General features: G+C 56.1%; 20 protein-coding genes and 5 pseudogenes. 9 read left to right on the top strand and 16 right to left on the bottom strand.

Annotation, left to right across the window (positions count from 1 at the left end; all coding sequences use genetic code 11):
- A pseudogene (locus HKD24_RS13590) lies at positions 1 to 143 on the top strand (IS481 family transposase); the annotation flags it as partial.
- A 112-nt stretch (positions 144 to 255) separates the two neighbouring features.
- Here the strand turns inward: HKD24_RS13590 and HKD24_RS13585 are convergent.
- The 11 genes and pseudogenes from HKD24_RS13585 to HKD24_RS13535 form a co-directional block, all read right to left on the bottom strand.
- Positions 256 to 693 carry a type II toxin-antitoxin system VapC family toxin gene (locus tag HKD24_RS13585; RefSeq protein WP_194260755.1) on the bottom strand — a complete coding sequence of 146 codons (438 nt, stop codon included), beginning with the start codon at positions 691 to 693 and terminating at the stop codon, positions 256 to 258.
- Positions 694 to 936, bottom strand: coding sequence for a type II toxin-antitoxin system Phd/YefM family antitoxin (locus tag HKD24_RS13580; protein WP_194260754.1), 243 nt, complete (start codon positions 934 to 936; stop codon positions 694 to 696). It lies immediately after the preceding gene.
- A gap of 210 nt (positions 937 to 1,146) precedes the next feature.
- A complete protein-coding gene (locus HKD24_RS13575) occupies positions 1,147 to 1,572 on the bottom strand; it encodes a type II toxin-antitoxin system VapC family toxin (RefSeq protein ID WP_194260753.1) in 426 nt (141 codons plus the stop codon).
- Positions 1,569 to 1,757 carry a type II toxin-antitoxin system prevent-host-death family antitoxin gene (locus HKD24_RS13570; protein WP_194260752.1) on the bottom strand — a complete coding sequence of 63 codons (189 nt, stop codon included), beginning with the start codon at positions 1,755 to 1,757 and terminating at the stop codon, positions 1,569 to 1,571. The genes HKD24_RS13575 and HKD24_RS13570 overlap by 4 nt, the downstream gene beginning before the upstream one ends.
- A 396-nt stretch (positions 1,758 to 2,153) precedes the next feature.
- Positions 2,154 to 3,182 carry a tyrosine-type recombinase/integrase gene (locus HKD24_RS13565; protein WP_228124422.1) on the bottom strand — a complete coding sequence of 343 codons (1,029 nt, stop codon included), beginning with the start codon at positions 3,180 to 3,182 and terminating at the stop codon, positions 2,154 to 2,156.
- Positions 3,183 to 3,202: 20 nt separating this feature from the next.
- A pseudogene (locus tag HKD24_RS15610) lies at positions 3,203 to 3,331 on the bottom strand (helix-turn-helix domain-containing protein); the annotation flags it as partial.
- A 276-nt stretch (positions 3,332 to 3,607) separates the two neighbouring features.
- Positions 3,608 to 4,198: a helix-turn-helix domain-containing protein gene (locus HKD24_RS13555; RefSeq protein WP_322783328.1), complete on the bottom strand. Its 591-nt coding sequence runs from the start codon at positions 4,196 to 4,198 to the stop codon at positions 3,608 to 3,610.
- 146 nt (positions 4,199 to 4,344) lie between these two features.
- Positions 4,345 to 4,797 (bottom strand): type II toxin-antitoxin system VapC family toxin, encoded by a 453-nt coding sequence (locus HKD24_RS13550; RefSeq protein WP_194260748.1) that lies wholly within the window; start codon positions 4,795 to 4,797, stop codon positions 4,345 to 4,347.
- Positions 4,794 to 5,042 (bottom strand): type II toxin-antitoxin system Phd/YefM family antitoxin, encoded by a 249-nt coding sequence (locus HKD24_RS13545; protein ID WP_034933866.1) that lies wholly within the window; start codon positions 5,040 to 5,042, stop codon positions 4,794 to 4,796. Before HKD24_RS13545 ends, HKD24_RS13550 begins: the two co-directional genes overlap by 4 nt.
- 112 nt (positions 5,043 to 5,154) lie before the next feature.
- Positions 5,155 to 5,778 (bottom strand): hypothetical protein, encoded by a 624-nt coding sequence (locus tag HKD24_RS13540; RefSeq protein WP_194260747.1) that lies wholly within the window; start codon positions 5,776 to 5,778, stop codon positions 5,155 to 5,157.
- An 87-nt stretch (positions 5,779 to 5,865) separates the two neighbouring features.
- Entirely contained in the window at positions 5,866 to 6,084 is a 219-nt protein-coding gene (locus HKD24_RS13535) for a hypothetical protein (RefSeq protein ID WP_194260746.1), read from the bottom strand.
- Between the two features lie 651 nt (positions 6,085 to 6,735).
- On the opposite strand from HKD24_RS13535, the gene HKD24_RS13530 reads away from it, so the two are divergent.
- The 6 genes and pseudogenes from HKD24_RS13530 to HKD24_RS13505 all read left to right on the top strand — a co-directional run bounded on the left by HKD24_RS13530 (position 6,736) and on the right by HKD24_RS13505 (position 16,280).
- Positions 6,736 to 8,340 (top strand): class I SAM-dependent DNA methyltransferase, encoded by a 1,605-nt coding sequence (locus HKD24_RS13530; RefSeq protein WP_194260745.1) that lies wholly within the window; start codon positions 6,736 to 6,738, stop codon positions 8,338 to 8,340.
- Positions 8,337 to 8,741 carry a nucleotidyltransferase substrate binding protein gene (locus HKD24_RS13525; protein WP_194260744.1) on the top strand — a complete coding sequence of 135 codons (405 nt, stop codon included), beginning with the start codon at positions 8,337 to 8,339 and terminating at the stop codon, positions 8,739 to 8,741. The genes HKD24_RS13530 and HKD24_RS13525 overlap by 4 nt, the downstream gene beginning before the upstream one ends.
- Positions 8,738 to 9,040 (top strand): nucleotidyltransferase family protein, encoded by a 303-nt coding sequence (locus HKD24_RS13520; protein ID WP_194260743.1) that lies wholly within the window; start codon positions 8,738 to 8,740, stop codon positions 9,038 to 9,040. Before HKD24_RS13525 ends, HKD24_RS13520 begins: the two co-directional genes overlap by 4 nt.
- The gene (locus HKD24_RS13515) at positions 9,037 to 10,365 is read left to right on the top strand and encodes a restriction endonuclease subunit S (RefSeq protein ID WP_194260742.1); all 1,329 of its coding nucleotides are present in this window, start codon (positions 9,037 to 9,039) and stop codon (positions 10,363 to 10,365) included. The genes HKD24_RS13520 and HKD24_RS13515 overlap by 4 nt, the downstream gene beginning before the upstream one ends.
- Positions 10,362 to 13,543 (top strand): annotated as a pseudogene (locus tag HKD24_RS15605) (type I restriction endonuclease subunit R). The gene HKD24_RS13515 and the pseudogene HKD24_RS15605 overlap by 4 nt, the downstream one beginning before the upstream one ends.
- A gap of 385 nt (positions 13,544 to 13,928) precedes the next feature.
- Positions 13,929 to 16,280, top strand: a complete 2,352-nt coding sequence (locus tag HKD24_RS13505) for an SIR2 family protein (RefSeq protein WP_194260741.1) — start codon at positions 13,929 to 13,931, stop codon at positions 16,278 to 16,280.
- Positions 16,281 to 16,692: 412 nt separating this feature from the next.
- Here HKD24_RS13505 and HKD24_RS15345 read toward each other — a convergent pair whose 3' ends face one another.
- From HKD24_RS15345 to HKD24_RS13495, 3 genes are all read right to left on the bottom strand, one after another.
- Entirely contained in the window at positions 16,693 to 17,517 is an 825-nt protein-coding gene (locus tag HKD24_RS15345; RefSeq protein ID WP_322783327.1) for a glycoside hydrolase family 28 protein, read from the bottom strand.
- 10 nt (positions 17,518 to 17,527) lie between these two features.
- Complete coding sequence (locus HKD24_RS15340) at positions 17,528 to 17,851, bottom strand: glycoside hydrolase family protein (RefSeq protein WP_265589082.1); 324 nt, start codon at positions 17,849 to 17,851, stop codon at positions 17,528 to 17,530.
- A gap of 272 nt (positions 17,852 to 18,123) precedes the next feature.
- The gene (locus HKD24_RS13495) at positions 18,124 to 19,494 is read right to left on the bottom strand and encodes a hypothetical protein (RefSeq protein ID WP_194260740.1); all 1,371 of its coding nucleotides are present in this window, start codon (positions 19,492 to 19,494) and stop codon (positions 18,124 to 18,126) included.
- Between the two features lie 211 nt (positions 19,495 to 19,705).
- Here HKD24_RS13495 and HKD24_RS13490 point away from each other — a divergent pair.
- Positions 19,706 to 19,882 (top strand): annotated as a pseudogene (locus tag HKD24_RS13490) (IS5/IS1182 family transposase); the annotation flags it as partial.
- Positions 19,883 to 19,982: 100 nt separating this feature from the next.
- Entirely contained in the window at positions 19,983 to 22,433 is a 2,451-nt protein-coding gene (locus HKD24_RS13485) for a heavy metal translocating P-type ATPase (RefSeq protein WP_194260739.1), read from the top strand.
- A gap of 2 nt (positions 22,434 to 22,435) precedes the next feature.
- Here the strand turns inward: HKD24_RS13485 and HKD24_RS13480 are convergent, their stop codons facing one another.
- Together HKD24_RS13480 and HKD24_RS13475 are read right to left on the bottom strand one after the other, a co-directional pair.
- Entirely contained in the window at positions 22,436 to 23,716 is a 1,281-nt protein-coding gene (locus HKD24_RS13480) for a chloride channel protein (protein ID WP_194260738.1), read from the bottom strand.
- Positions 23,717 to 23,841: 125 nt separating this feature from the next.
- Positions 23,842 to 23,943, bottom strand: a pseudogene (locus tag HKD24_RS13475) (IS5-like element ISMex42 family transposase); the annotation flags it as partial.

Raw genomic sequence — 23,943 nt, 5'->3', positions numbered from 1 at the left:
ATAATTTCGGGCGAAGACTCAAGACTCTGAACGGCCTTACCCCTTACGAATACGTCTGCAAAATCTGGACTTCAGAGCCAGAAAGATTCATCATTAATCCAACCCATCAAAATACGGGACTAAACACGATGCCTGCGGCATGAGCCGTATGGGGCAGGCAACACGCACTCGCTTCGCCGCGGCCATGAATGAAGCGCGCCGTATGAAAGATACACACGACACGCCTTATCTATAGAAGAGCGCTGCCTGCGAACCTTAAGCTGGCAGGCTTTCAAAGGGATCAAGAGCTATGATCCCCGTTCCCTGGAAATGTCGCAGGTTGCGGGTCAGCACGACATAGCCCTTCACCATCGCTGTCGCCGCGATCGACAGGTCGGCCATTTCGGGCATGCGGCCTGCCTGACGTACCGCCTGTGTCATACGTCCTAATTCGCGTGCTGCCTGAAGATCCAGCGGCAGCACTCGGTGCTGGTAGAGATGGAGAAGCGTCTCAAGCCATTCGGAAAGTCGTTGTGCCTTCTTCAGGCTGCCGTTGTCCTGTAATCTGGCAATACCAGCCTCAATCTCCGCAATGGTAATGACAGAAATAAACAGATCATTACTGTTCCTGTCCATCCATTCAACGAGACCCTTCTCTATCTGGGCCTTGGTTGGTGCGGCCGCAGACAGGACGTTTGTATCGACGAGATACACTCAGAATTCCACTTCCCGGAGACCACTCTCAACTCTTTCCGGGAAGTCAGCTTCATCCAGTGGAGCACTCATCAGCAAACGGCCAAATGAGGGCACGCGGGAAAGTCTTTCCCACTCCGCATAACTCAGGATAACAGCCGTTGGTTTACCGTGCCGCGTAATGATGGCTGGTTCACCCCCACAAGCATGATCGACAACCGCCGACAGGGTCGCCTTGGCATCGCGTAGCTGAATTTCGTGCATGACAACCTCCATTGAAACCACTGTAGTCATATTATAAATATGGCCTCACTGCAAGAGAATGTTCCTGATCCGGGATCATCTGCTGGTCCAATCCATTCATTCGGAACGTATCTTGGAAGCGTCATTCCTTACAGGACGCGGCAGCACGATAAACGCTCTCACCCCTGACCGTGAAAGGCATGTCGGCGCTACAGCTACGGCCAATTTCGATCACACCGGAGCGGTAGCCAGCCCAGCCTGAGACCCGGCTTCAGCAAGGCGACGGTCCAGAGTACACAATGTGGCGCCGTGATCCGCACAAACCGCCAGATGAAGGGCATTTCCGGCCCGCAGACCCAGAGCGTACTGGTCCGAGAACCTTGCTGCCGCCCGGAAGTTCTGACTGGTCACTGGCAACATCCCGATACTGTCAGCACACAGACGTGTGAACATGGCCAGGCTGTTCGCGCGATCGGTGACAGTGATCTGCCCCGTCCGTAGCTTGATCGACAGCGCAGAGGAAAATTCCGTCACGACCCAATTGCTGATGAAAAGATCTTCAGGTGTCTGAGCGCCAAGCCAGTCCTGCATCCGGGAAGTTTCCCGCTCATTGGTCAGGGCCGCCACCAGAACCGAGGTATCAATATAGACGCTCAATATCTCGCCTCGTCACGCATGTCGCGGACAGCGTCCGCCGCAGACTCCTTTTGCGGCGTCATGGCGTCGGTCAGTGAGCGCAGAGCGCTCACGACAATACGTTTACGCACGGCCCCTCCATCCTTTGCCAGGTCGACCAGACGACTGAGATGAGCTTTGGCCTCCAGCAGATTAACGGTCTGCATCGTAGGCTCCGAACCATTAAACTGGTCACATTATGATATAAAACAGTCGGCATGCCTATTGGAATTAGGTTCGTGGCGGTGAGCGATGGCGCCCCTCTCACACTCTCAATTGAGGGAGCGTCAACTCACAGAGATGACGTTAGATAACCCAAAAGGGCGGTAACTATTTGGGCCCACCTTGGGCCCACCATGATGTGATATCCAGTTGTATCCAGTGACAGTCAGTGATATTAAATACCCTTTTATCAACTGTTTAACCGGGATGACCCAGCTATTTAGCCACTACTTATCGCCCTCTCACGGCGGCAACAGGGGTTCGAATCCCCTATGGGACGCCATTGATTTTGCTGGATAATTTGACTTATCCACAGATGGCTTACTGGTCCACATGGACCACTAAAGTTCAAAAGCATCCGCGATGGTCCTGAGATAGCTGGGATCAAACTTGCGGTACACTCGTCGAAGAGTGACGGGATCAGTGGCCAACCAGTCTGCTGCCTGATCAATTGGAATTCGGTCCATCGCAAACCAACTCGCCAGAGAGTGCTTGAGATGATGCGGCGTCGGCTTCCAGTCCAACCCAGCGCGCTCACAAGCCTTCCCAAAGGACCAGCGTAATCCGTTCGGCACCGGCTTGCCGTGCCACTGGACCACAAAGTCACCTCTTCGCGCTTTGAAAGCACTCTCAAGTTCCCTGCGGAGCGCCGTAGTCATCGGAACCACAGCACGTCTCTTCGCTGTCAGCGCGCGGCCGGCTTCCTGAAAATCGATCATGCCCGTCTGAAAATTGACCCGATCCCACGTCAGAGAAAGAATCGATCCTTTCCGAGCGCCCGTGTAAATGGCGATCGCCATGAACGTACGGACATGTGGCGTCTCGCAGACATCAAGTAGCTTCTTTGCTTCTGCTTTCGTGAGAAACCGATCTCGTGGTGCGCTGTCACGCGGCGGCTCGATCTCTGGCGGCCGAACAAGGAATTCGTCCTTCCAAGCTCGACGTAAAGCAGCCCGCAGGACGTTAAATTCCCTACGAAGGGTGCCGGGTGAGACCAGTTCCTGTGTCAGCTTGCCACCTTTCTTTTTGAAGCGCGCCGCTGCAAAGCGATCCCATTCCCTCTGGTTGATTTGGTCAATGCGTAAATGACCAAGCCCTTCATGAAGTGGGATGGCAGCTTCCTCCAGACGCTTGATGGCCGACACCTTCCCCCGGCGGCTATCAACGTATCGCTTCAGACACTCCGCAAACGTCATCTTTCGCGGGATTTCTTCCAGGTGACGCTCGAAATCGGCTAGAGCGCGCCGCCCCTCCGCTTCATCCGCTGTGCCCGTTGAAAGGCGATTGCGTTTTCCATCGGACCACCAGACGATACAATACTTGCCACGGCGGAGTTCGAGGTGAGGCTTTTCGATGCGGATGCGGGGCAAAAGAAGTCCTCCATATAAGCCCGAAGGGCTTCAAGCGACACGAGCGTACATCCGCGCTGCCGCCAGGCAGCCAGACGCCCCTGACGAATGGCGCGCCGCAGAGTCTCGGGATGGCGCCGCACAGCCATAGCCGCCTCTGGTACGGTCATGAAAACAGGCAGCGTTATTGTTGGGCCTGTCTGGCATGGGGGATCAGCAGGCATCCGACCGATCCTTCCGCTGGCAGGCCACCAGAAGCCCTCGCCACATTGCGCGACGAAAGGTCGAGGGATGTAGCCTCAGAACGGCAGCGGCCGCCTGCATGGTCAGAAGTTGCGCATGACTTCGCATAAGCCCATATCCTTTCCGTGTAGCGCCAGAATCGACGCCATATGGAGAGATTAGGCTTATTGTAAGCTCACATCAACATAATAAGCTTAATTAGCTTATTTTATGGAGTCGATCAGGTTATCGAGTCTGGCCATGCGACGCGCACCAATCGCCTGGAGTTCTTCAGCTATCCTGCTGATCTCCTCGTTATCGCTGCCGCGCGCGAGTTCCACGAGTTCCTTCGTGATCCGCAGTTCTTCTTCCGCCATCATCCCGAAAAAGCCGCGAAGCTCACCAAGAATCAAAAACAGATCCCGCCGGTCATCCTCCTGACTACTGGTATCGAGCTCTTTCTGATCTGTCGTATCTGCAACCAGATCTCGCTTTGACGCGACGACACGAGGCTTGCCACCAACATTAATTCGATCAAGCCTCACCTTGTCGTTCTGCGTCAGTTTTTCGACGTGCCCGAGGTCCGGACACAGCATGTCGATATTGATATCGAGCGCGTGGGCAATCTGATCACGCCGGTCGAGGGAGGGGAGCTTCTTGCCCAATTCCCACTCACTGATGGTCGTCACGCTGACCTGGAGAGCCTTCGCCAGCTCCGGTTGTCGCATGCCCGCATCCGTCCGAGCCTGCCTGATCGCGTCCCCGACCTGATTCCTGATCGCACTCTGATGCGCTTTCCCCAACGACCCTGACACTCTGATCCTCCCCCGATGTCCGGGCAGCCTATACAAGTTTCAGAGCGAGAAATAGGCTTACCTTACAAAAATAAGCCCATTTCATGTTTTCTGTCCTGATCCCTGTTTCCAATGCAAGATTACTGGAGAAGGAACGGTCCGTTCGATCAGCGACCCATCACAGCGTCATCAGGAGACCAAGCCGCGACATCAAAAGGCGCGAAATGCTTCAGGTTCCGTGTGACCACCTGGAGGTCGTGTGCATTTGCAGTTCCGGCAATCAGCGCATCGGCCATGCCGGGATTATGTCCGGCTGCAATTGCAGTTGCTTCCAGACGTCCGGCGACCGTGGCAACCGAAGCATCAATCGCTACAATTCTGTCCTCGTAGGTCGCGGTCAGACCGGCAAGCCAGATTTTCAGGCCTGCCGCACGAGCAGTTGCACCCTTGTGCTCAAGCAGACTGATCCCCTTTTCGATTTCATGGACCGTCACGACCGACAGGTAGAGCTGTCCCTGTCCGTCGATCCGTTCCAACCATTCGAGAAATGCCTCCGATGCCTCGCTCCGCGAGGGTGCCAGCATCGAAATGACGTTTGTATCAAGCAGGTATCCTCTCACAGATCCACATCCCGCGAGGGCGACGCGTTCCGCGTCAGAACCTCGTCAGGAAAGCTCCGGAGATAGGATGCCAGACTGGGACGCACGCGCCCCATAGCCCGGCGTCCGGCTTCCGCGGCTTCGACGGAAACTAGAGCCGCCACGGGCTTGCCGTGACGGGTAATCGTCACGAATTCGCCCTTGAGCGCCTTGTCGACCAGAGAAGAAAAACCCGCCTTCGCCTCTCTCAGTGTGATTGTCAGCATGGGAGCAGTCCTCGACAATGTGGTCTTATGTGACCACATTAAAGATGGCGCAAGCAGAGCGCAATCATAATCCGGCATCGATACCGGATTACGATTTTCCTGCCAGATGTGCTTATCCCGCCTCAGCGTCACCGGAGAGGCGTTCCACTAGCGACCGGCACAGCCCCTTCAGTTCCTCTGGCCGAGCCAGCAAGTCGAGGAAGATACAGACAGGCGTGATGCCGACACGACGGTAAAAGGCTTCACGCCGTTCGAACCGCTCCAGTCCCCGGCGCTCATGGTCGTTGCGGGTGATGCGGTTCACACCGCAGCAGCCGATCACCTCGATAAAGCAGGCCGCATCCCGACGTCGCAGCGTCAGATCCGCTTTCTCGGGCCCCACATCAGGCATGATCGGCTGGTGAAGATCGATCTCCATGTCGGGCAGCGCCATGGAACGCAGGATTTGATAGACGATACGTTCAGGCAGGGATTCCAACACCATGCCATCGTATGCCGTCGTTCCCGTGGACGGCAGGTCTGGCCAGCGTGCCCTCGCCTGGGTATCGACGCGGGCCCAGTCCCGCTGGCCAGACTCACCGACAAAAACCAGATGCTGCCCAATAGGACCGAGATACCGGCAGATGGCCTCACTTGGTGGGGCGCCAAGAGCACGGGCCAGATCCCGATAGGTGATCAGATCAGCTTCAGTGGGGCGAAAACGGGACGGCGTAGCGTCATCTGAGAAGCGAGTCATTATTTGTTTTCCTGACGAAACGAAATCAGGCGCGACATGAGTGCGCCTGTTGAGGGAAGAAACCGGTGTAAGCGATAATGGAGAGCATCAGTCGCAGCAGGAGCTTTCGCCAGCGAGCAGTTTGTCGGCCAGACGGCGGACTTTGCGACCGATCATGCGCGTCAGAATGACGACGCCCTCCAGGATACGGTCGTCCGTGTTGCCTTCGAGCGACTGACTAAGGGCAAAGTCGAGCAGCCTGTGCAGGGCAACAAGTTGCATGAGGTCCGCCTCGATGGCGGACGAAATCATAGTACGTTCAGACATTGTTTCTCTCGTTCGGAATATGAAGGAACGAGACGCCTGCCTCTCAGAGAATCCCTACCCCGTTGGAACAGGGAACAGAATCCTCTGGGGAATTTGGGGTCATGCGCCTCACAATGCCCACCCCGAAAAAATGACACCGTCACACCCGTCATCAGGGCGCACCGCAGGTGCAAGAGCGCCCAGAAAGAGAAAAAGAGCGGCTTTGATTTTTGCCACGCAAAAATGCCGCGATAGAGAAGAAAAAACCCTTCAATTTCATATGCATCCGAAGCGTGCGTATGAAATTGAGGTAGCGTGCCTTCACGCACGAAAAAGCCGGAACACGTCGAAAGAAGAAAAAATGGCTGTTTCCTGCCGTTTTCCACCCATCATGACATCCGTGACAGCTGACATAACGCCTGTCATGACAGCAGAGATGACGCATGGAGACACCGTCGTAAGGTGTGTGACGCCATGCTGACGGGTGTCATGACACCCGTCATTCCAGACACCGGAGGCGCGATAGAACTGACTTCAGAGTGACGCCGTCATGACGGCGTCATCGCCCCGAAACCGAACCTCCCATCGAGAGACTTCTCTCAACCCTCGACGCCAGGGGACTGATCAGGCAGATTGTAACGACCTGTTCTGTCAGCCTGAAAGCCTGTTCCTATGCCCCGTGGTCGCCCTCGCAAGAACCCGGATGCCTCTCCGGCTCCAAAGAAAACGGCACGGGCAAAGACGACGACCGCCAACCTCGGCTTCGAACAGCAGATGTTTCTGGCGGCCGACAAGCTGCGCAAGAACCTCGAACCATCCGACTACAAGCATGTCACACTCGGGCTGATCTTCCTGCGCTACATCTCCACGGCGTTTGAGGCGTATCACGAGATCCTTCTCCACGATGATCCGGCCGCTGCCGAGGACCCGGACGAATATCTGGCCGAGAACATCTTCTGGGTGCCGGAAACTGCCCGCTGGTCGCATCTTCAGGCCAATGCCCGCTCTCCCGGCATCGGCAAGATGATCGATGACGCCATGCTGGCCATCGAGCAGGCCAACCCTGAACAGCTCAAGGGCGTTCTCCCCAAGGATTACGGACGTCCCGCGCTGGACAGTGTCATGTTGGGCGAACTGATCGACCTCATTTCCGAGATCGGCATGGGTGGAAGCGAGGATCAGGCCCGTGACGTGCTGGGGCGCGTTTATGAATACTTCCTCGGTGGCTTCGCGGGCGCGGAAGGTAAGCGCGGGGGCGAGTTCTACACCCCGTCCAGCGTCGTCCGCACGCTCGTCTCCATGCTCGAACCCTATAAGGGTCGCGTCTATGACCCCTGCTGCGGATCGGGCGGCATGTTCGTGCAGTCAGAGCGGTTCGTGGAATCCCACGGCGGCAAGCTGGGCGACATCGCCATTTATGGGCAGGAGAGCAACCACACCACCTGGCGTCTGGCGAAAATGAACCTCGCCGTCCGGGGCATCGGCGCGGACATCCGCTGGAACAACGAAGGCAGCTTCCTGCGGGACGAACTCAAGGACCTGCGTTTCGATACCATCCTCGCCAACCCGCCATTCAATATTTCGGACTGGTGGAACGCTTCGCTGGAGGACGACCCGCGCTGGCAGTATGGCAGGCCGCCTGCGGGCAATGCGAACTATGCGTGGCTCCAGCATATCCTGTGGCACCTCGCGCCGAACGGAACAGCGGGCGTCGTTCTGGCCAACGGGTCCATGTCGTCTAACCAGAACAGCGAAGGCGAGATCCGCCGCCGGATGGTCGAGGCCGACGTCGTGGACTGCATGGTCGCCCTCCCCGGCCAGCTTTTCTACTCAACCCAGATCCCGGCCTGCCTCTGGTTTCTGACCCGCACGAAAAACCCCAAAGGCTGGCGGGACCGGCGTGGAGAGATGCTGTTCATCGACGCTCGCAAGCTCGGCACGATGGTTGATCGCACCCGCCGGGAACTGACGGACGCGGACGTCGCCCGCATCGCCGACACTTACCACGCCTGGCGCGGTGAGAAGGACACAGCCCCTTACGAGGACGTGCCCGGCTTCTGCAAATCCGTCACGCTTGATGATGTTGAGAAGCACGGCTTTGTGCTGACACCCGGCCGTTATGTCGGCGCAGAAGAGGCCGAAGAAGACAGCGTACCCTTTAGCGAACGCTTCGCGGCTTTGGAAAAGACCCTTCAAGAACAGTTCCGTCAGGGCGAGGAGCTGAACGCCAAAATCGCGGCCTCGCTCAAGCTGATTATCCCTCAGGAGGGATCATGACCCTGTATCTCGTCCCATTAGAGCGAGCGCTCAATCGCCTCAAAGAAGGGTGGGAGCGCCATGTGACGCATCCGGACGATGAGCAGTTGCGTGACGGGCTGATCCAGCGCTTCGAATTCACTTATGAGCTGAGCCATAAAACGCTCAAACGCTTTCTGGAAGCCAATGCGGCCTCTCCGGAAGAATATGACCGGATGGGCTTTCCGGACCTCATCCGCTCTGCCAACGAAGCAGGGCTACTGAAGAGTGCCTGGCCGCAATGGAGCGTGTTTCGCAAAATGCGCAACATGACCAGCCATACCTATAATGAGGCCTCTGCAAAGCAGGTCGTGGCGGAAATTCCGGCATTTATCGAGGAAGCTGCATTTCTGTTGGCTGTTCTGAAAGACCGGACGGCGTGACAGATCAAATCGACATCACGCCCAAAGAACGGGCCATCGTTCTGCGTATTCTCAATGACATTGTGCCTGATCGCGACGTGCGGGCGTTTGGGTCGCGTGTGACGGGAAAGGCTAAGCCGTTCTCGGATCTGGATCTGGCGATTATGGGGGACGAACCACTGTCTCTGGAGACACGGGCACAGCTGGAAGAGGCGTTTTCAGCGTCCGATCTGCCGTGGAAAGTGGATGTGCTGGATTGGGCTCAGGCCGATGCAAATTTCAAACGTATAATTTCTAATTCTTGGATCGTTTTACAGTGACCGCTTGGAAAAAAGTTACAATCTCGGATGTAGCAGACGAGGTGACTGTCGGACACGTAGGCCCAATGGCCAGTGAATATGTAGATAAAGGAATTCCGTTCCTACGCTCATTAAACATCGAACCGTTCAACATAAAATGCGACGGGGTAAAGTTTATAACTCCCTCTTTCCACAAGCGTTTGCAGAAGTCATCTTTACGGCCTGGTGATGTGGTTATCGTTCGTACCGGAAAGCCAGGGACATGTGCTGTCATTCCGGATTGGCTTCTTGAAGCGAATTGCTCCGATGTCGTCATTGTACGTTGCAATGAAAGAGTAAGACCTCGCTTCCTCTGTTACGTCGTCAACTCCGTTGCTGGCCACCATATCTCGTCTCACATTGTGGGAGCTGTTCAACAGCATTTTAACGTTGGTTCAGCTCGCACTCTTGACTTCCTGCTGCCCTCAATTGAGGGACAAGACGCAATTTTAGCCATCCTCGGTGCCCTCGACGACAAGATCGACCTCAACCGTCGGACGAACGAGACACTGGAGGCGATGGCGCGGGCGTTGTTTCGGGACTGGTTTGTCGATTTCGGTCCGACACGGGCAAAAATGGTCGGGCAAACGCCTTATCTCGCCCCCGAAATCTGGGAGCTTTTCCCCGACAGGCTGGATGATGAGGGGAAGCCCGAGGGGTGGCATTATAGAACTCTTGGTACGTTATGCGAACGTATGATTGGAGGCCTATGGGGAGAAGAGGAAAAAACTCCAAAATCATCATCAGAATTTATTTGTTTGAGAGGTGTGGATTTACAGCATTTAAAAGAAACGGGTATGTGTCCTCATGCCCCAAAGCGCTGGGGAAACATAAACGCTATCCAAAAAAGACTGATACAGCCAAATGAATTTTTAATTGCATCCTCCGGTGCTGGACCATGCGGGCGTTCCTTATGGTTGGGAAAATACACTCAAAATATTGCCATTTCTACTCCAGTTATATTCTCAAATTTTGTGAAAAAATTTACCACTTCAGAAGAATCAATCGCGTGCTATATTGAATTCATAATTTCTAACATGCACCGTTCTGGAGAAATACAATCATTCATCAATGGAACATCTGTTCCAAATCTAGATGATGATGCATTACTTAAGACACATACAATACTTGACCCAGGGATTGAAATTATTCGGAAATTTTTTGAATTCATTGTGTCGGTTTTAGATACGAAGATGTCAAAAGAATCTCGCAGTCTCGCGCAACTCCGTGACCTGCTCCTCCCCAAACTGATGTCCGGCGAAATCCGCATTCGTGACGCCGAAAAGATGGTGGAAGACGCGCTATGAGTTTCCTGTCCGAAAATGAGATCGAGGACTGGGCCTGCGAGATCCTGCGGGAATGCGGCTACACCGTTACCACTGGGCCGGAGATTTCTCCCGGCGGCCTCCACCCCGAACGCGCCTCGTTATCGGACGTTATTCTGACCGCCCGCCTTCGGGCCGCCATTGATCGCCTGAACACGCATCTGTCGCAGGCCGCGCGGGATGAAGCCCTGCTGGCCCTCCGCCGCGAAGATACGCCGGATGTCGTGGACGAAAACCGGCGTCTGCATGGGTATTTGGTCGATGGCGTGCCGGTGGACGTAGTGCGCGAGGACGGCACGCAATCCGGAGACCGGGCGCGGCTGGTTGATTTCGACCATCCCGCACGCAACGACTTCCTCGCCGTGCGTCAGTTCGTGGTGGAAAAGGACGAGGCCAACCGGCGGCCCGATCTCGTGCTGTTCGTCAACGGCCTGCCTCTGGGTGTCATTGAACTGAAAAGCCCGAGTTCCGAGACCGCCACGCTGGATTCCGCCTGGAACCAGTTCCAGACCTATTGCGCCTTCATCCCGTCCCTCTTCCGCTTCAATGAAGTGCTGGTGATCTCGGATGGCACCGAAGCCCGCGTCGGCTCACTCACGGCGGACCGCGAACGGTTCATGCCGTGGCGCACGGTGGATGGTGAGGACCTGGTGGCGAAGAACCATCAGGAAATGGAGACCGTGCTGCGGGGCGTGTTCACCCCGCGCTGGCTGCTCGCTCTGGTGCGGGACTTCGTGCTGTTCACGGAGAAGGACGGCAGCCCGATCAAAATTCTGGCGGCCTATCATCAGTTCCATGCCTGCCGGAAGGCCGTGGCGCAGACCGTCCGGGCCACGGCGCAGGGTGGCGACCGCAAGGCCGGAGTCATCTGGCATACGCAGGGCTCGGGCAAAAGCCTGCTGATGACGTTCTATGCTGGTGTCATCGCCCGTCATCCGGAGATGGAAAACCCGACGATCGTCGTTCTGACCGACCGCAACGATCTGGACGATCAGTTGTTCGCAACCTTCTCCGGCGCGCAGGCGCTTCTGCGGCAGACACCGGAACAGGCGGACAGTCGGGACGATCTGCGTAAACTGCTCCGGCGGGCGTCCGGTGGCGTGATTTTCACCACGTTGCAGAAGTTCCAGCCCGAAGGTGACGAAGAGACCGTGCCTCTGCTGACGGACCGGCGGAACATCGTGGTCATGGCGATGAGGCGCATCGCAGCCAGTACGGGCTGGAAGCGAAGTTCAACCAGAAGACGGGCAAGGTCTCCTACGGTTTTGCCAAGCACATGCGGGACGCCCTGCCCAACGCCTCCTTCATCGGCTTTACCGGAACGCCGATCGAGACAGCCGATGTGAACACACGCGCGATCTTCGGCGATTACATCGACATCTACGACATCGCGCAGGCGGTGGAAGACGGCGCGACGGTTCCGATCTACTATGAAAGCCGTCTGGTCCGCATCGAGCTGGATGACGACGTCAGGGAAGAGCTTGACGATGAACTGGCCGGGATCGTCGAGGGGCTGTCGGAAAGCGAGGAGCACAGGCTCAGCCAGAAATACTCACGGGTTGAAGCGCTGGTCGGAGCGGAGCCGCGTCTGAAGCGCGTTGCGGACGATCTGGTCCGGCATTTCGAGAACCGGCTTGAGGCACTGGATGGCAAGGGCATGATCGTCGGCATGAGCCGGGCCATCTGCGTGGCGCTTTATGACGAGATCATCCGTCTGCGTCCGGACTGGCACAGCGACGACGACAACGAAGGCGTTATCAAGGTCGTGATGACGGGCAGTTCGTCCGATCCGGCCGGGTTCCAGCAACATATCGGCAAGCGCCCCAAGGCAAGACGCGAATTGCTGGCCAAGCGCATGAAGGACAATGCCGATCCGCTGAAACTGGTGATCGTCCGGGATATGTGGCTGACGGGATTCGACGTGCCGTCCATGCACACGATGTATGTGGACAAGCCCATGCGTGGTCATGGTCTGATGCAGGCCATTGCCCGCGTGAACCGGGTGTTCAAAGGCAAGCCGGGTGGTCTGGTCGTAGATTATATCGGCCTCGCGCAGAACCTGAAGGCCGCGCTTGGCGAATACTCCGCCGGAGACCGGGAGCAGGTCGGCATTGATGAGGCCGAGGCCATCCGGGCTCTTCAGGAACGCTATGAGATTGTCCGTGCGATGTTCAATCCCGAACAGGCCAGCGGGTTTGATTACCGCCCTGCCCTTGTTCCCGGCACGTCTGCCAGGCTGAAACTCACGATCATGGCGGGGGCGCTGGATCATGTGCTCGGCCAGCAGCAGCGGGAGAGTGCGCAGGCGACGAGTGATGAAGCGCGCAAGGCGGCGCAGAAACGCTTTCCCGATGCGGTCAAGGCGCTTTCGGTCGCCTTTGCGCTGGCCTCTGCCAGTGATCAGGCCGCGGCCTTGCGAGATGAAGTCGGGTTTTTCGAGGCCGTACGGGCGGCTCTGGTGAAACAGAGCAGGGATGACTCAGATAGGAAGAGCCCGCAAGAGCGGGAACTGGCGATCAGGCAGTTGGTCAGCCGGGCCGTGGTGTCCACGGATATCATCGACATCATGGAAGCGGCCGGGATTGGTCGGCCGGACATCTCCATCCTGTCCGACGGCTTTCTTCAGGAAGTCCGGGAAATGCCCCAGCGCAATCTGGCGATCGAGGCACTCCGAAAGCTGCTGGAAGGCCAGATCCGCAGTCGCAGCCGGTCTAACCTGACGGAAGCCGAGGCGTTCTCGACACGCCTTGAGCAGGCGGTCGGTCGATACCACACCAACGCCCTGACCTCGGCGCAGATTCTGGATGAACTGATCCGGCTGGCGCATGAAATGGCGGCGGCCCGCTCACGGGGAGAAGAACTCGGTCTGACGCCGGAGGAAGTGGCGTTCTATGATGCGCTCGCACGTAATGACAGCGCCCGCGACGCTATGGGAGACCCGGGCCTGCGGGTCATCGCGGCGGCTCTGGTCAAGACCATCCGGGAGAATGCGACGGTAGACTGGAACGTCATGGCCCCGACACGCGCCAGAATGCGCACGGCGGTCAAACGCCTACTCCGGAAGTACGGCTACCCACCGGATATGCAGGATGAGGCCGTACAGAATATCCTCAGGCAGGCAGAGGAGTTCGCACCACTATGGGCAGGAAGTGGTAGGTAAGCCACAGGCGTCTTATTTGGGGGGTAAACGGAATGTCGGTTATCAGGAAGAAATAACTGAATGCTGACATTTGCAGCTTTCGACCAGTTCAAGACATTCTCACGCACGCGCGTGAATTGTCGTTACTACCAAAACCCGCCAGTCTCGGTCTGCTGAGTGGTCAGGTGGCATGTAACCTCTGCGGTCAGTTGAGGAGAATTTTAACGATCTAGGAAGCCGACTGGCCGGTTCCGTTTGTCGACTTGACTGGCATCAGGTTCGCAAGCAATGCCTGCATATCTTGCCGATCGGGTCTAGCCAGTACATAATTCCTTGGCCCCCATCGGCGCATAGCCGTGCGTGCAAATATTATTTATGCCTACCGCCGTGCGGAGTGGAGTGTGAGATGCCGATCGAAATTTTAGATCCTGCTAACTCACTTTTATTCTTGGGCTCTGGTTTCTCAGCCGGTGCGACTAGCATCGCAAACGAAAAAGTTCCGGCCGGACACCCGCTTCTTTTGAAGTTGTCAAAAGCGCTTGGTGAAAACCCCGAAGACCTAGACTTAAAGGCGGCCGCCGATGAGTTTTTAGCTAGATCTGATGACAGTCTATACAATCTTCTTTACGAAACCTTCACAATCTCGAAGATTTTGACTTACCAGCGTGAGATTTTGTCCCTGCCTTGGGCGAGAATCTACACAACAAATTATGATGACATTGTGAATGTGGTTAAAGGCCCGAACTTTCCAATATTTACCTTCGATGAGCCGCGTCCCCGCAAATTGCCTCAGGCATTTGCTGTCTACCTTCATGGGTCAATTCGTAAAGCACGCCCAGAAAGTGCGTCGGATCAGTTAATTCTAAACAATCGCTCATATGACAGCATTGCTCATCAATTTCCGGAATGGTTTGATGAATTCAAGCAAAATAGGAGATCATTCCAAGCATGTTACTTTATGGGGTTCAGTCTCAATGATCACCATATCTCCGGCCTGATGACTGCTGGCGACGAGTCGGTCAAGCGCACTTATTTCATCACCCGTCCAGACCCGAAGGCCAGTTTTGTGCGTCGAGCCTCCGATTATGGGGAAATTGTTCCGATTGGATTTGAAAAATTCGCTGAAATTTCCAAGTCACTTCCGAAGCCAGAGCAACCGCAAGACATAGGCGCGTTGCAGTCATTTAAATATCTGCGTCCTGGTTTAGATGCAAAGGTGATAGCTGACCCGACTCCAATCGAAGTGATCAATTTGGTTACTCTTGGCACGTTCAGTCAAAATCGCTTTTTCAATACGCGTAGCGAGGCTGTTTATGTTGCTTCGCGACAAAACCAAGCTAATTCGGTAATTTCTTTACTAAAAGACACCAGAACGGTAATAGTCCATTCAAAGCTGGGTAATGGGAAAACTATATTCACCTCGATATTGGCATCGAAGGCGACAGAACAGGGTTATGTTTGCCTTCTTTGGCGTCGCGCTGGACGAAACCTGGCCCAAGATATTGAGATTATCGCTAAAAGTAAAAGCATTCTCATAATTTTCGATGACTATGACGCTGCCATTGAGAACATTGAGCGCTTAGCCGTCGGTGCACCTGCGGCGAAGTTTGTTGTTACGGTGAGGACTGGCCAGCAGGAGGTGCGCTTTCACGAAATCGCTCAACGCTTCCCACCAGCAGTCAAGCGGGTGAACCTGAATACCTTTGAAATCGGTGATCGCGAGCAGCTTCTTTCCATTCTCCGCCGCGCTGGGGCGAAAGTTGATGATCTTGAGGAAGTCGTAATGTCCGCGCAGGAAATCCGCGACATTGTGACGCAGTTGTACAATCATGCTGAGATCAGGACCAAAATCCACGAGGTAGTTAGGAAACTTCCTCACAATCTTAATTTCATTCTAGTACTGTCGGCATTGATTAAGTGGACGGGTGTTGAGCTAGAAGGTGATTATCTTCAGGACCTAGCTAGACGCGATGTGTACATCGAGTTGAAAGGTGCAGAAAATATCTCGAATGATATATTGGACGTTCGAGATGACAAGATTGAGATGCGATCCGCATTACTAGCTGAGTTTATGCTGCAGCGCATTTTTTCTACTAAAGATATACTCGACGGTTGCTTTGATATCACAACCGCCTCAAGTCGGCGGCGGAAGAATCGATCGCACCGACGCTTAGCCGGGGAACTAATGAAGTTCTCTACACTGCAGCGTTTCCTGAAATTTCATGAATCATCAGACACTGCTCTGAATGCTCACTATGTTCGTTTGTCAGAACACGACGCAGTCAATGACGAACCACTATTCTGGCTTCAATATTCGATATTTATGAAGGCTTCAGGAGACATTCCTAAAGCACGGATGTTCCTCGATTCTAGCTACGATCGGGGTAGTAAAATTGATGGTTTCAAGACCTTTCAACTCGATACTCAAGCATTAAGCATTTACCTTTTGCAAGAAATTGAAAGTCAAAACAGCGTCGTGGAAGGCCTTCAAGATATCATCAGTGCCATTGAAACTGTGGCTAATATGATTGTCGATCAGAGCAGTCGGTACTATGCAATTGATGTTATTGGAGAAATTCCCGCCTTTGTGGAAGCTCGTTCGAATGCGTTGACACAAGCTGAAAAGGTTGCCTTGGTTTTTCAGTTGAATCGAGCATCGAAAATGCTTGGTAGTCTAACGGTAGACGAGCAAGCTTATTCCGGTTCGGAAATTATTCGAGAGAAGCTTGGTGTTGCCGTTGCTTTGCTAATCAAATAAGTGTTCGCACGATGTAAGAACTATATAAGCGCAGCATGGAATATTGTGTGGACGGGTGATTGGCTAATCCTGGTCTGGGGCGCTTCGAGGATAGAATGTGCGGCAGCGCTTCATCTCGGGAAGTGATAGGTACTATTGCTCGGTTCGCCGTGGCTCCAAAATCGAGGCGCCACTCGAGTTTCCGCAGCCCCTTGCTATCATTCAGAACGTCCGGTGTTGAACTGAATGTCGCCATTTTGGCGTAGCCTTTATGAGGACAGATAAGTCCCAAACTCAGTCTATCAAGCTTAGTTTAGCAATGTCCGCTTTCAGACAATTACCATGAACGTCCGAATGTCCGAGATGAGGCGATTGCCGCCTGTCTGCTGTGCTTTTCTGAGTCGACAGACAGTCAATCATGACGAATAAAAACTCATTCATGAACGCTTCTCTCATCCGGACAGCGCAGATCTGATCCGTCAATATGCACACCAGATCCACACTGAAGAACTGGAGGCGTCTGAACTGTGAGCGTACTTCTAGAGGCACTTCCGCTAACATGACTAAGCTGAAGCCCCTTCCGGGCCGACAGTCGAACATGTCTCAGGGTCAGCCCCTCAATCGGTGCCTCGGGCAAGCCCAACACTACGCCAGCCGTCTCCGCATTTGTCGCCGTCAGATCTGTAATGGTGACATCGTGAATATGCGGGGTCGTGGATGTTACCGGAGCAACGGGATCGGTCATCGAGACAGTCTGCTGCGTTCCCCCGGGCTGCCCTGCATAATAATCACTGATCGACAGCGGAACCCGGACATGGTCCATCGTCACATGTTTCGCGCTGATCCAGCCAATATCTCCGCCACGATCTCGCCCAGACTTAATCCGCAGTCCGGACAGCGTATTCTGAAACGAGACATCAGAAATTCTAATATGATGGGCCCCATTGGCCAGCTCACTGCCAATGGACAGACCGTGCCCTTCGCCAAAGCGAGACTGTGTAATGCTGATATCGCTCGCCGCTCGTCCCGGCTGCGTCAAACCGGACTTGATGGCGATATTGTCATCCCCTGTCGCAATATCGAGAGTGCTCATCGTGACATGATCCGAGGAGACAAGATCAATACCATCGGTATTCCGAGACGAGGCCGGGTTGCTGATCGTAAGATGATCGATCCTGATCTGGCTGGACTCCCGTACAACGACCGTCCACATCGGAGAATTGCTCGCCGTAACGCTTGAGATCCGTCCATACTGCACATGCGAAAACTCAATCAGCCAGGGACGTGGCAGACCATTCGCCGCAGGAACCCCCCGGATAGTCTGGCCCGTAAGGTAAAGGACCTAAGGTCTGCGTCTTATGGGCCTGCACGGCTTGAGGCCACCAGACAGCAGCGCCATTCCCATCAATATGGCCCTGACCGGTTATAGCGACGTCCTGAACATCAATCGCAGAAACAAGGGCTTCACCGGGCTGTGCTGCTTTCCCCAGAAAGGCCCAGTGGAATAGACGAGTGTCCGCACTTCCCAGAAGGATACTTCCCTTCTCCAGATTCAGGGTGACATGGTTTTCGAGAGATAAAGGACCGCTCAACCATGTTCCTGACGCCAACGACACCACGCCACCACCAGCCTCGCTACAGGCAGTGATAGCACGTTGAATGGCCGGACCGTCATTCGTGTGTCCGTCATGCCGTGCACCATAAGTAACAGGGGCACAGCGAGACGACGCAGCATGACCGAGCATCGGCACGCACAACAGCGCCGCGACCACTCCACCTAAAATCAGCCCCGCGTCTCTCATAGAGAGGCTGCCTAAAACACATCTTTGGTCCGACTGGTTGCGTTTTTGAGCAGCGCTCCCCGTCACTTCCGCAGCCCCTTGATACCCAGCTCTTCCCACATCCAGTCGAAACTAAAAGAGGCCCCCGCCCCCTCACGCCCCAAGCCTGCTGTCGTGGCTTCAATCTGCTTCAACCAAGCCGCGACTTTCTTCTTCCCCGCCGCTGTTTTAACAGCCTGCCTCGGCGTGACATGCCCAAGCCCCGGAACAACCTCTTCCAGAACACGGCGATAATGCTGCTCCAGAACAGCAGCCAAAACTTCCGCCTCTTCTTCGAGCGGGATCTCGTCTTCAAGCACCTCCCCTCGGCCAGAGGTCCGCTGTTCTTCTAAAGCCTGCTCAGCGGTCATAATCTGTGTCAGAGGGGATCCAATCAGACTTCCCAAGGCATTGCGGAGTAAAGCCGTGCCTTGCTCAGCCCGCGTTTCTGAGTTGACCTGCAATCTCAGCTGACGGCCTTTCAGTTCCAGCGTCCCCAGAACAAGACCACCATCATCCAACGTCGTGCTCAAAAACTGAGCTTTGCTGTCTCCGGCCTTAGAATGACCCTCAGGAACATGGTCCCCAGCCTGACGCGTCCAATTCCAGATCATGCGCGCCGCATGCTGCAAACAGGGTATCGTATTCAAAACCTCGGCAATGCTCTTCTGGGTGCTTCCCTTGCTGAGAGGAAAACACACGTCATGAAAGACCAGGTCTTCGCCATCGCCGTTAAACAGAACGGGTGGCTCGGAGGCGCTCACCATGTTTTCCATGGTTCTAAAGAGCCATGTCAGCGTGAAGACCGGAGCCAGATCGCGGAGCACATCTGTTTTGATCTTTGGAAACTCAGCCTGACCTCGCTTACGCTTGAGAACCTCGCGTAAATTCTCAGCCAGATCTTCGCAAGCCTGCTGAGAATACGCCAACAGACTTCCTGCCAAAACCATTTTACCATCTTCGGGAACAAGACGTGCCGCGATGCGTCCCCAGGGTTTCAGGGACTGTGTGGCTGAGCGTTCATGCACCAGAACGGGATCACCACCCCGCAACAGGTCACGCACCATCATGCTTTGACCCGGAACGATCTGCGAAACCTCATACAGGCTCATGACGGCCTCTTTGAGGCCCCGCATATAAGCGCTTTTACGTGGACCTTCTTTCCAGCCCCGTCGTTTCAGATAAACCTCAACGAAATTTTCGTTATCCCAGTCCTGTCCCAAGAAATCTTCGAAGGCACAGCCCCAGAGTGACATTGTCGCACCCTGCCCTAAGATATCTCCCAGGTCTTCGAAGCTGATATCCGCCGCCTCTAAAGCCGGTCCCAGATGCTCACCCAACACTTCTTCAAAACAGGATTGCCACTGATCCTGTTTCAGATATCCGATAAGCCCTGTCAGATTGTCAGCGTTCATAAATGCGACGACCTCCCCTATTTTCCTGCGGCGGAACGGCAAATACCATGTTTACCCGAGACAAAGAGAATATCGTGCATAGCGGTTTTCTCCCGTCCGATTAAGGGCACCGAGAAACACCAGATCGGCCAGATGGAGGGTTCGAAAAACCCTCTAGTTTTGAGGTCTGCTCTGTGATTCCATTTCTCGTGCGTTGATTGGGATACGGAAGATGAAACAGGCGGGATTTTTTGGTGTTGAAGAGCGGCTTGCCCGGCTGAGCGGGCTTGGCGATCAGCTCGAAGCGTTTTCCCGGACTGTGGATTTTGAGGTGTTTCGCCGGGAACTGGAGAAGGCTATTGATGCTTGTTCAGACACTCGATCACGCCCATCACGGGATCAGATCGTAAAATGACGCCGTCGCATTTTCCTGCGGCTTGCCGATGCCTCCAGAATTCTCAACTCTCAAGGTCAGGACGGAAACAATGCCGACGAGCCCGTCAGTCCCCATGAAAACACGCGATCCTGTATGCGGCATGATGGTTGATCCGGCTACCAGCCGGTTCAAGAGCGAGCATAACGGACACAGCTATTCATTCTGCAGCGCGCACTGCCAGAAAAAGTTCGAGGATAATCCGACAGTCTTCATCAAGGCTGACAACGCACCTCCCATGGTGTGGACGTGCCCCATGCACCCCGAGATCAGGGAGGCGCATCCCGGCACATGCCCCAAATGCGGCATGACGCTGGAACCTGTGAAGGAAGAGCAGGAAAAGACGGTGCCCTCCATGCGGGGCATGAACTGCCATCATGCGCCGCAACAGCCTTCCGCCGCCGGAGAGGGCAAGCCGGGGACGATCTGGACCTGCCCGATGCATCCGCAGATCCGGCAGGATCACGCAGGCAACTGCCCGCTCTGTGGCATGGCGCTGGAGCCGGAGGAGCCGACGGGAGCAGAAACAGAAAACCCCGAACTGCATGATTTCAGACATCGCCTGATCGTCTCCGTGTTTCTCGCCGTTCCACTGATGCTCATCGCCATGGGTGGCGATGTTGGTCTCCACCTTGTTCCGGGCTCATGGTCTCCCTGGGTTCAGCTTGCGCTGACCACTCCGATTGTCTGCTGGGCGGGGCTGCCTTTCTTCCAGCGTGGGCTAGCCTCACTGCGGACCGGTCACTTCAACATGTTCACGCTGATCATGTTCGGCGTCGGTGCCGCGTTTGGCTACAGTCTGGCCGCGACGCTCGCACCGGGGGCGTTTCCGGCCAGCTTCAGGATGCCCGACGGAGCCCTGCCGGTCTATTATGAGGCGGCGGGCGTGGTCGTTGCGCTGGTTCTGCTGGGACAGGTTCTGGAGCTCCGTGCACGTGCCGCCACCGGTGATGCCATCCGCGCACTGCTGGATCTCACACCAAAACAGGCTCACCGTATCGGAGAGAGCGGGCAGTCGACAGACATAGCCGTGGACGCTGTCGTGGTCGGAGAGCGACTGCGGGTGCTGCCGGGAGAGTCGATCCCTGTCGACGGCAGGGTTCTCGACGGCACATCCAGCGTTGACGAAGCCATGATTACCGGAGAGCCAGCGCCCGTTGCCAAAAAGATCGGCAGCACAGTGACCGGCGGGACGATCAACGGCAATGGCAGCCTCGAAATCGAAGCGCAGGCCGTCGGAAGCGATACCATGCTGGCGCGGATCGTGAAGATGGTTGCCTCAGCCCAGCGCAGCCGCGCGCCCATTCAGGCCGTAGCCGACCGGGTGGCCGGATGGTTCGTCCCGCTGGTGCTGGCCATTTCCGTGCTGACTTTCATCGTATGGTACGTCGTCGGACCGGCTCCGCGTTTCGGGCATGCTCTTCTGAATGCCATCTCGGTGCTGATCATCGCCTGTCCCTGCGCGCTTGGGCTGGCCACGCCCATGTCAATCATGGTCGGCACGGGGCGGGGTGCACGTGAGGGCGTTCTGGTCCGCAATGCCGAAGCGCTTCAGGCGCTCGACAGGGTGGATACGCTGGTTGTGGACAAGACCGGCACGCTGACGGAAGGACACCCGAAGCTCATCGCCGTGGAGGCAGCCAATGGCTGGCCGGAAAACGATGTGCTGCGTTATGCCGCCTCTGTGGAGACACGCTCACAGCATCCTCTGGCGCAGGCCATCGTGCAGGGCCTGAAAGACCGCCATGGGGAGCCTGGCGTTCTTACCCATTTCGCGTCCCAACCGGGACTGGGCGTGAGCGGCAGCGTTGAGGGCCATGCCGTCGTTGTGGGCAATGCCGAGTGTCTGAAGCAGGCCGGCGCGGATGTCTCCCCTGTTGAAGCTAGCGCGACGGCGCATCGTGAAGCCGGAGCCGGGGTGATGTTCGTGGCGGTAGACGGCAGGCTCGCCGGGCTGATCGCCGTGGCGGACCCTCTCCGCGAGGATACGCGGGCCTCTCTTGCGGCGCTGCACGCCGATGGTCTGCGGATCATCATGCTCACGGGTGACAGCGAAGCGACGGCGAAGGCTGTGGCGGCGCAGGTGGGAAATATCGCGGAAGTCCATGCCGGTCTGAAGCCACAGGACAAGGCCGATATCGTCAAACACCTGACGGCGCAGGGCGCACATGTCGCGATGACGGGCGATGGCGTGAACGATGCTCCGGCCCTTGCGGCCGCATCCGTCGGGATCGCGATGGGAACCGGCACCGACGTAGCGATCGAAAGCGCCGGGATCACTCTGGCGCATGGCAGTCTGGAAGCACTGGTCCGGGCGAGACGGCTCGCCCATGCGACCATGCGCAACATCCGGCAGAACCTGGCTTTCTCTTTCCTGTTCAACGGGATCGGCATTCCAATCGCCGCCGGTGTGCTCTACCCGATCTGCGGACTTCTTCTTTCCCCGGTTATCGGCGGCGCGGCCATGGCTCTGTCGTCCGTGACGGTTGTGACCAACGCGCTTCGGCTTGGTCGGGGGAAAGACTGAGCCTAGCGTTTTTCGGCCGCGGCGCGGGTGCGTAATGCCTGATAAATCGGCGCTTCACCCATGCCGTCGGCCACGAACATCGCGACAAAACTGCCCGAAAGCAGCGGAAGCAGCAGGCTGGGCGTATTGGTCATTTCCGTCACGAGAATGATCCCGGTCAAAGGTGCCCGTACCGCTCCCGCAAACATCGCCGCCATACCGACCACAACAAAGGGTGTGGTCCGCCCCGCCAGCGTGGGCGCCAGAACATGGGCCAGATCTCCGCAGCCCAGGCCCGCCAGAGCACCCAGAGCCAGCATGGGAGCGAAGAGGCCACCCGGCGTTGCTGCGGCATATGAAATCGAGCCAAAGACCAGACGCAGGACATACAGTCCTGGCAGGACTGTCCAGATCAGCGTGCCGTCGATGGCGCTTTGCGTGATCCAGTCGCCTCCACCGGCAAGGTGAGGTGTAAGCCAGACGATCAACCCACCGATAGCGCCAATAACCGCAGCCCGGATTTCCACGCTGGCATTCATCCGTTCAGCCAGCCGTAATGTGGCCAGAACTGTCCGGTTGTAAACGACCGAGAGCAGGCCAACTGCAAGCCCCGTCAGCAAGAACAGCAACTGCGTTGAAACGCTGATGACCATGGGACTGTCGGCCACCACGAAATCAGGATCACCGCCCAGCAACGCGCGGGCGACAAGAATGGCGGACACGGAAGCGCCGAGTGCGGAACAGGCGGTTCGCGCTTCGAATTTGCCGACCAGTTCTTCCAGAACAAAGATCGCACCAGCGCCCGGCGCATTGAAGGCCGTCGCCAGTCCAGCTCCGGCGCCAGCCGCCAGCAATGACCGGCAATCCGCCGGTCCCAGCCGTAACAGCCGACCGATCGTATTGGCAGCCGTGGCACCCATCTGCACACTCGGCCCCTCACGCCCCAGCGCCAGTCCCCCGCCGATGGCCAGCAATCCTCCGATGAACTTGACCGGGATCAGGCCGATGGAAGCAGGTGTTGCAAGTCCGGCCAGAACGGCCTCGACATGAGGGATCCCGCTTCCAGAAGCCAGAGGTGCCAGTCGCCTGACCATCCAGGCCGCGATGAAAGCCGTTATACTGCCGATCGCAATCATCATCAGACCGGCGGGAAACGGGTGCGGGGCATCAAGCACCAGCGCCGTTCTCAAGCCCGCTGCATGTTCCAGTAACAGCCGGAATGTTCCACAGACTGCTCCGACAACGACACCTGTCAGGATGGACAGGAGGGAGAGCACAGTGAGGCCGCTAGGCGGCTGGATCATCACCGCTTGCTGTGTTTCCTGACTATGAGTGGTATCTGACATCACCGTCTTGCCGGATTATCATCGTTGCAAACCCGACGATTATAATGGGCTCTCCTTGGAGACTGATAAAAGTTTAGGGCCTGTTAGCACTTGATCCAGTCTGCAGCAGCAGCGATGTGTATGACGGCAAGGAATGACGCCGCTGTTTTTTCGTATCTGGTCGCGACTGCACGCCACTCCTTGAG

Source organism: Gluconobacter vitians (assembly GCF_015244565.1).
Classification (GTDB): Bacteria; Pseudomonadota; Alphaproteobacteria; order Acetobacterales; family Acetobacteraceae; genus Gluconobacter; species Gluconobacter vitians.
Note: the sequence above shows the minus strand (reverse complement) of the source record. Positions and strands in the feature narration are given on the sequence as shown.

Excerpts from the sequence above, each read along its gene's own strand:
- HKD24_RS13495 (WP_194260740.1), bottom strand. The coding sequence starts at position 19,494 with ATGAACGCTGACAATCTGACAGGGCTTATCGGATATCTGAAACAGGAT.
- HKD24_RS13530 (WP_194260745.1), top strand. The coding sequence starts at position 6,736 with ATGCCCCGTGGTCGCCCTCGCAAGAACCCGGATGCCTCTCCGGCTCCA.
- HKD24_RS13580 (WP_194260754.1), bottom strand. The coding sequence starts at position 936 with ATGCACGAAATTCAGCTACGCGATGCCAAGGCGACCCTGTCGGCGGTT.
- HKD24_RS13480 (WP_194260738.1), bottom strand. The coding sequence starts at position 23,716 with ATGATCCAGCCGCCTAGCGGCCTCACTGTGCTCTCCCTCCTGTCCATC.
- HKD24_RS13570 (WP_194260752.1), bottom strand. The coding sequence starts at position 1,757 with ATGCAGACCGTTAATCTGCTGGAGGCCAAAGCTCATCTCAGTCGTCTG.
- HKD24_RS13545 (WP_034933866.1), bottom strand. The coding sequence starts at position 5,042 with ATGCTGACAATCACACTGAGAGAGGCGAAGGCGGGTTTTTCTTCTCTG.
- HKD24_RS13505 (WP_194260741.1), top strand. The coding sequence starts at position 13,929 with ATGCCGATCGAAATTTTAGATCCTGCTAACTCACTTTTATTCTTGGGC.
- HKD24_RS13525 (WP_194260744.1), top strand. The coding sequence starts at position 8,337 with ATGACCCTGTATCTCGTCCCATTAGAGCGAGCGCTCAATCGCCTCAAA.
- HKD24_RS13540 (WP_194260747.1), bottom strand. The coding sequence starts at position 5,778 with ATGACTCGCTTCTCAGATGACGCTACGCCGTCCCGTTTTCGCCCCACT.
- HKD24_RS13485 (WP_194260739.1), top strand. The coding sequence starts at position 19,983 with ATGAAAACACGCGATCCTGTATGCGGCATGATGGTTGATCCGGCTACC.
- HKD24_RS13535 (WP_194260746.1), bottom strand. The coding sequence starts at position 6,084 with ATGTCTGAACGTACTATGATTTCGTCCGCCATCGAGGCGGACCTCATG.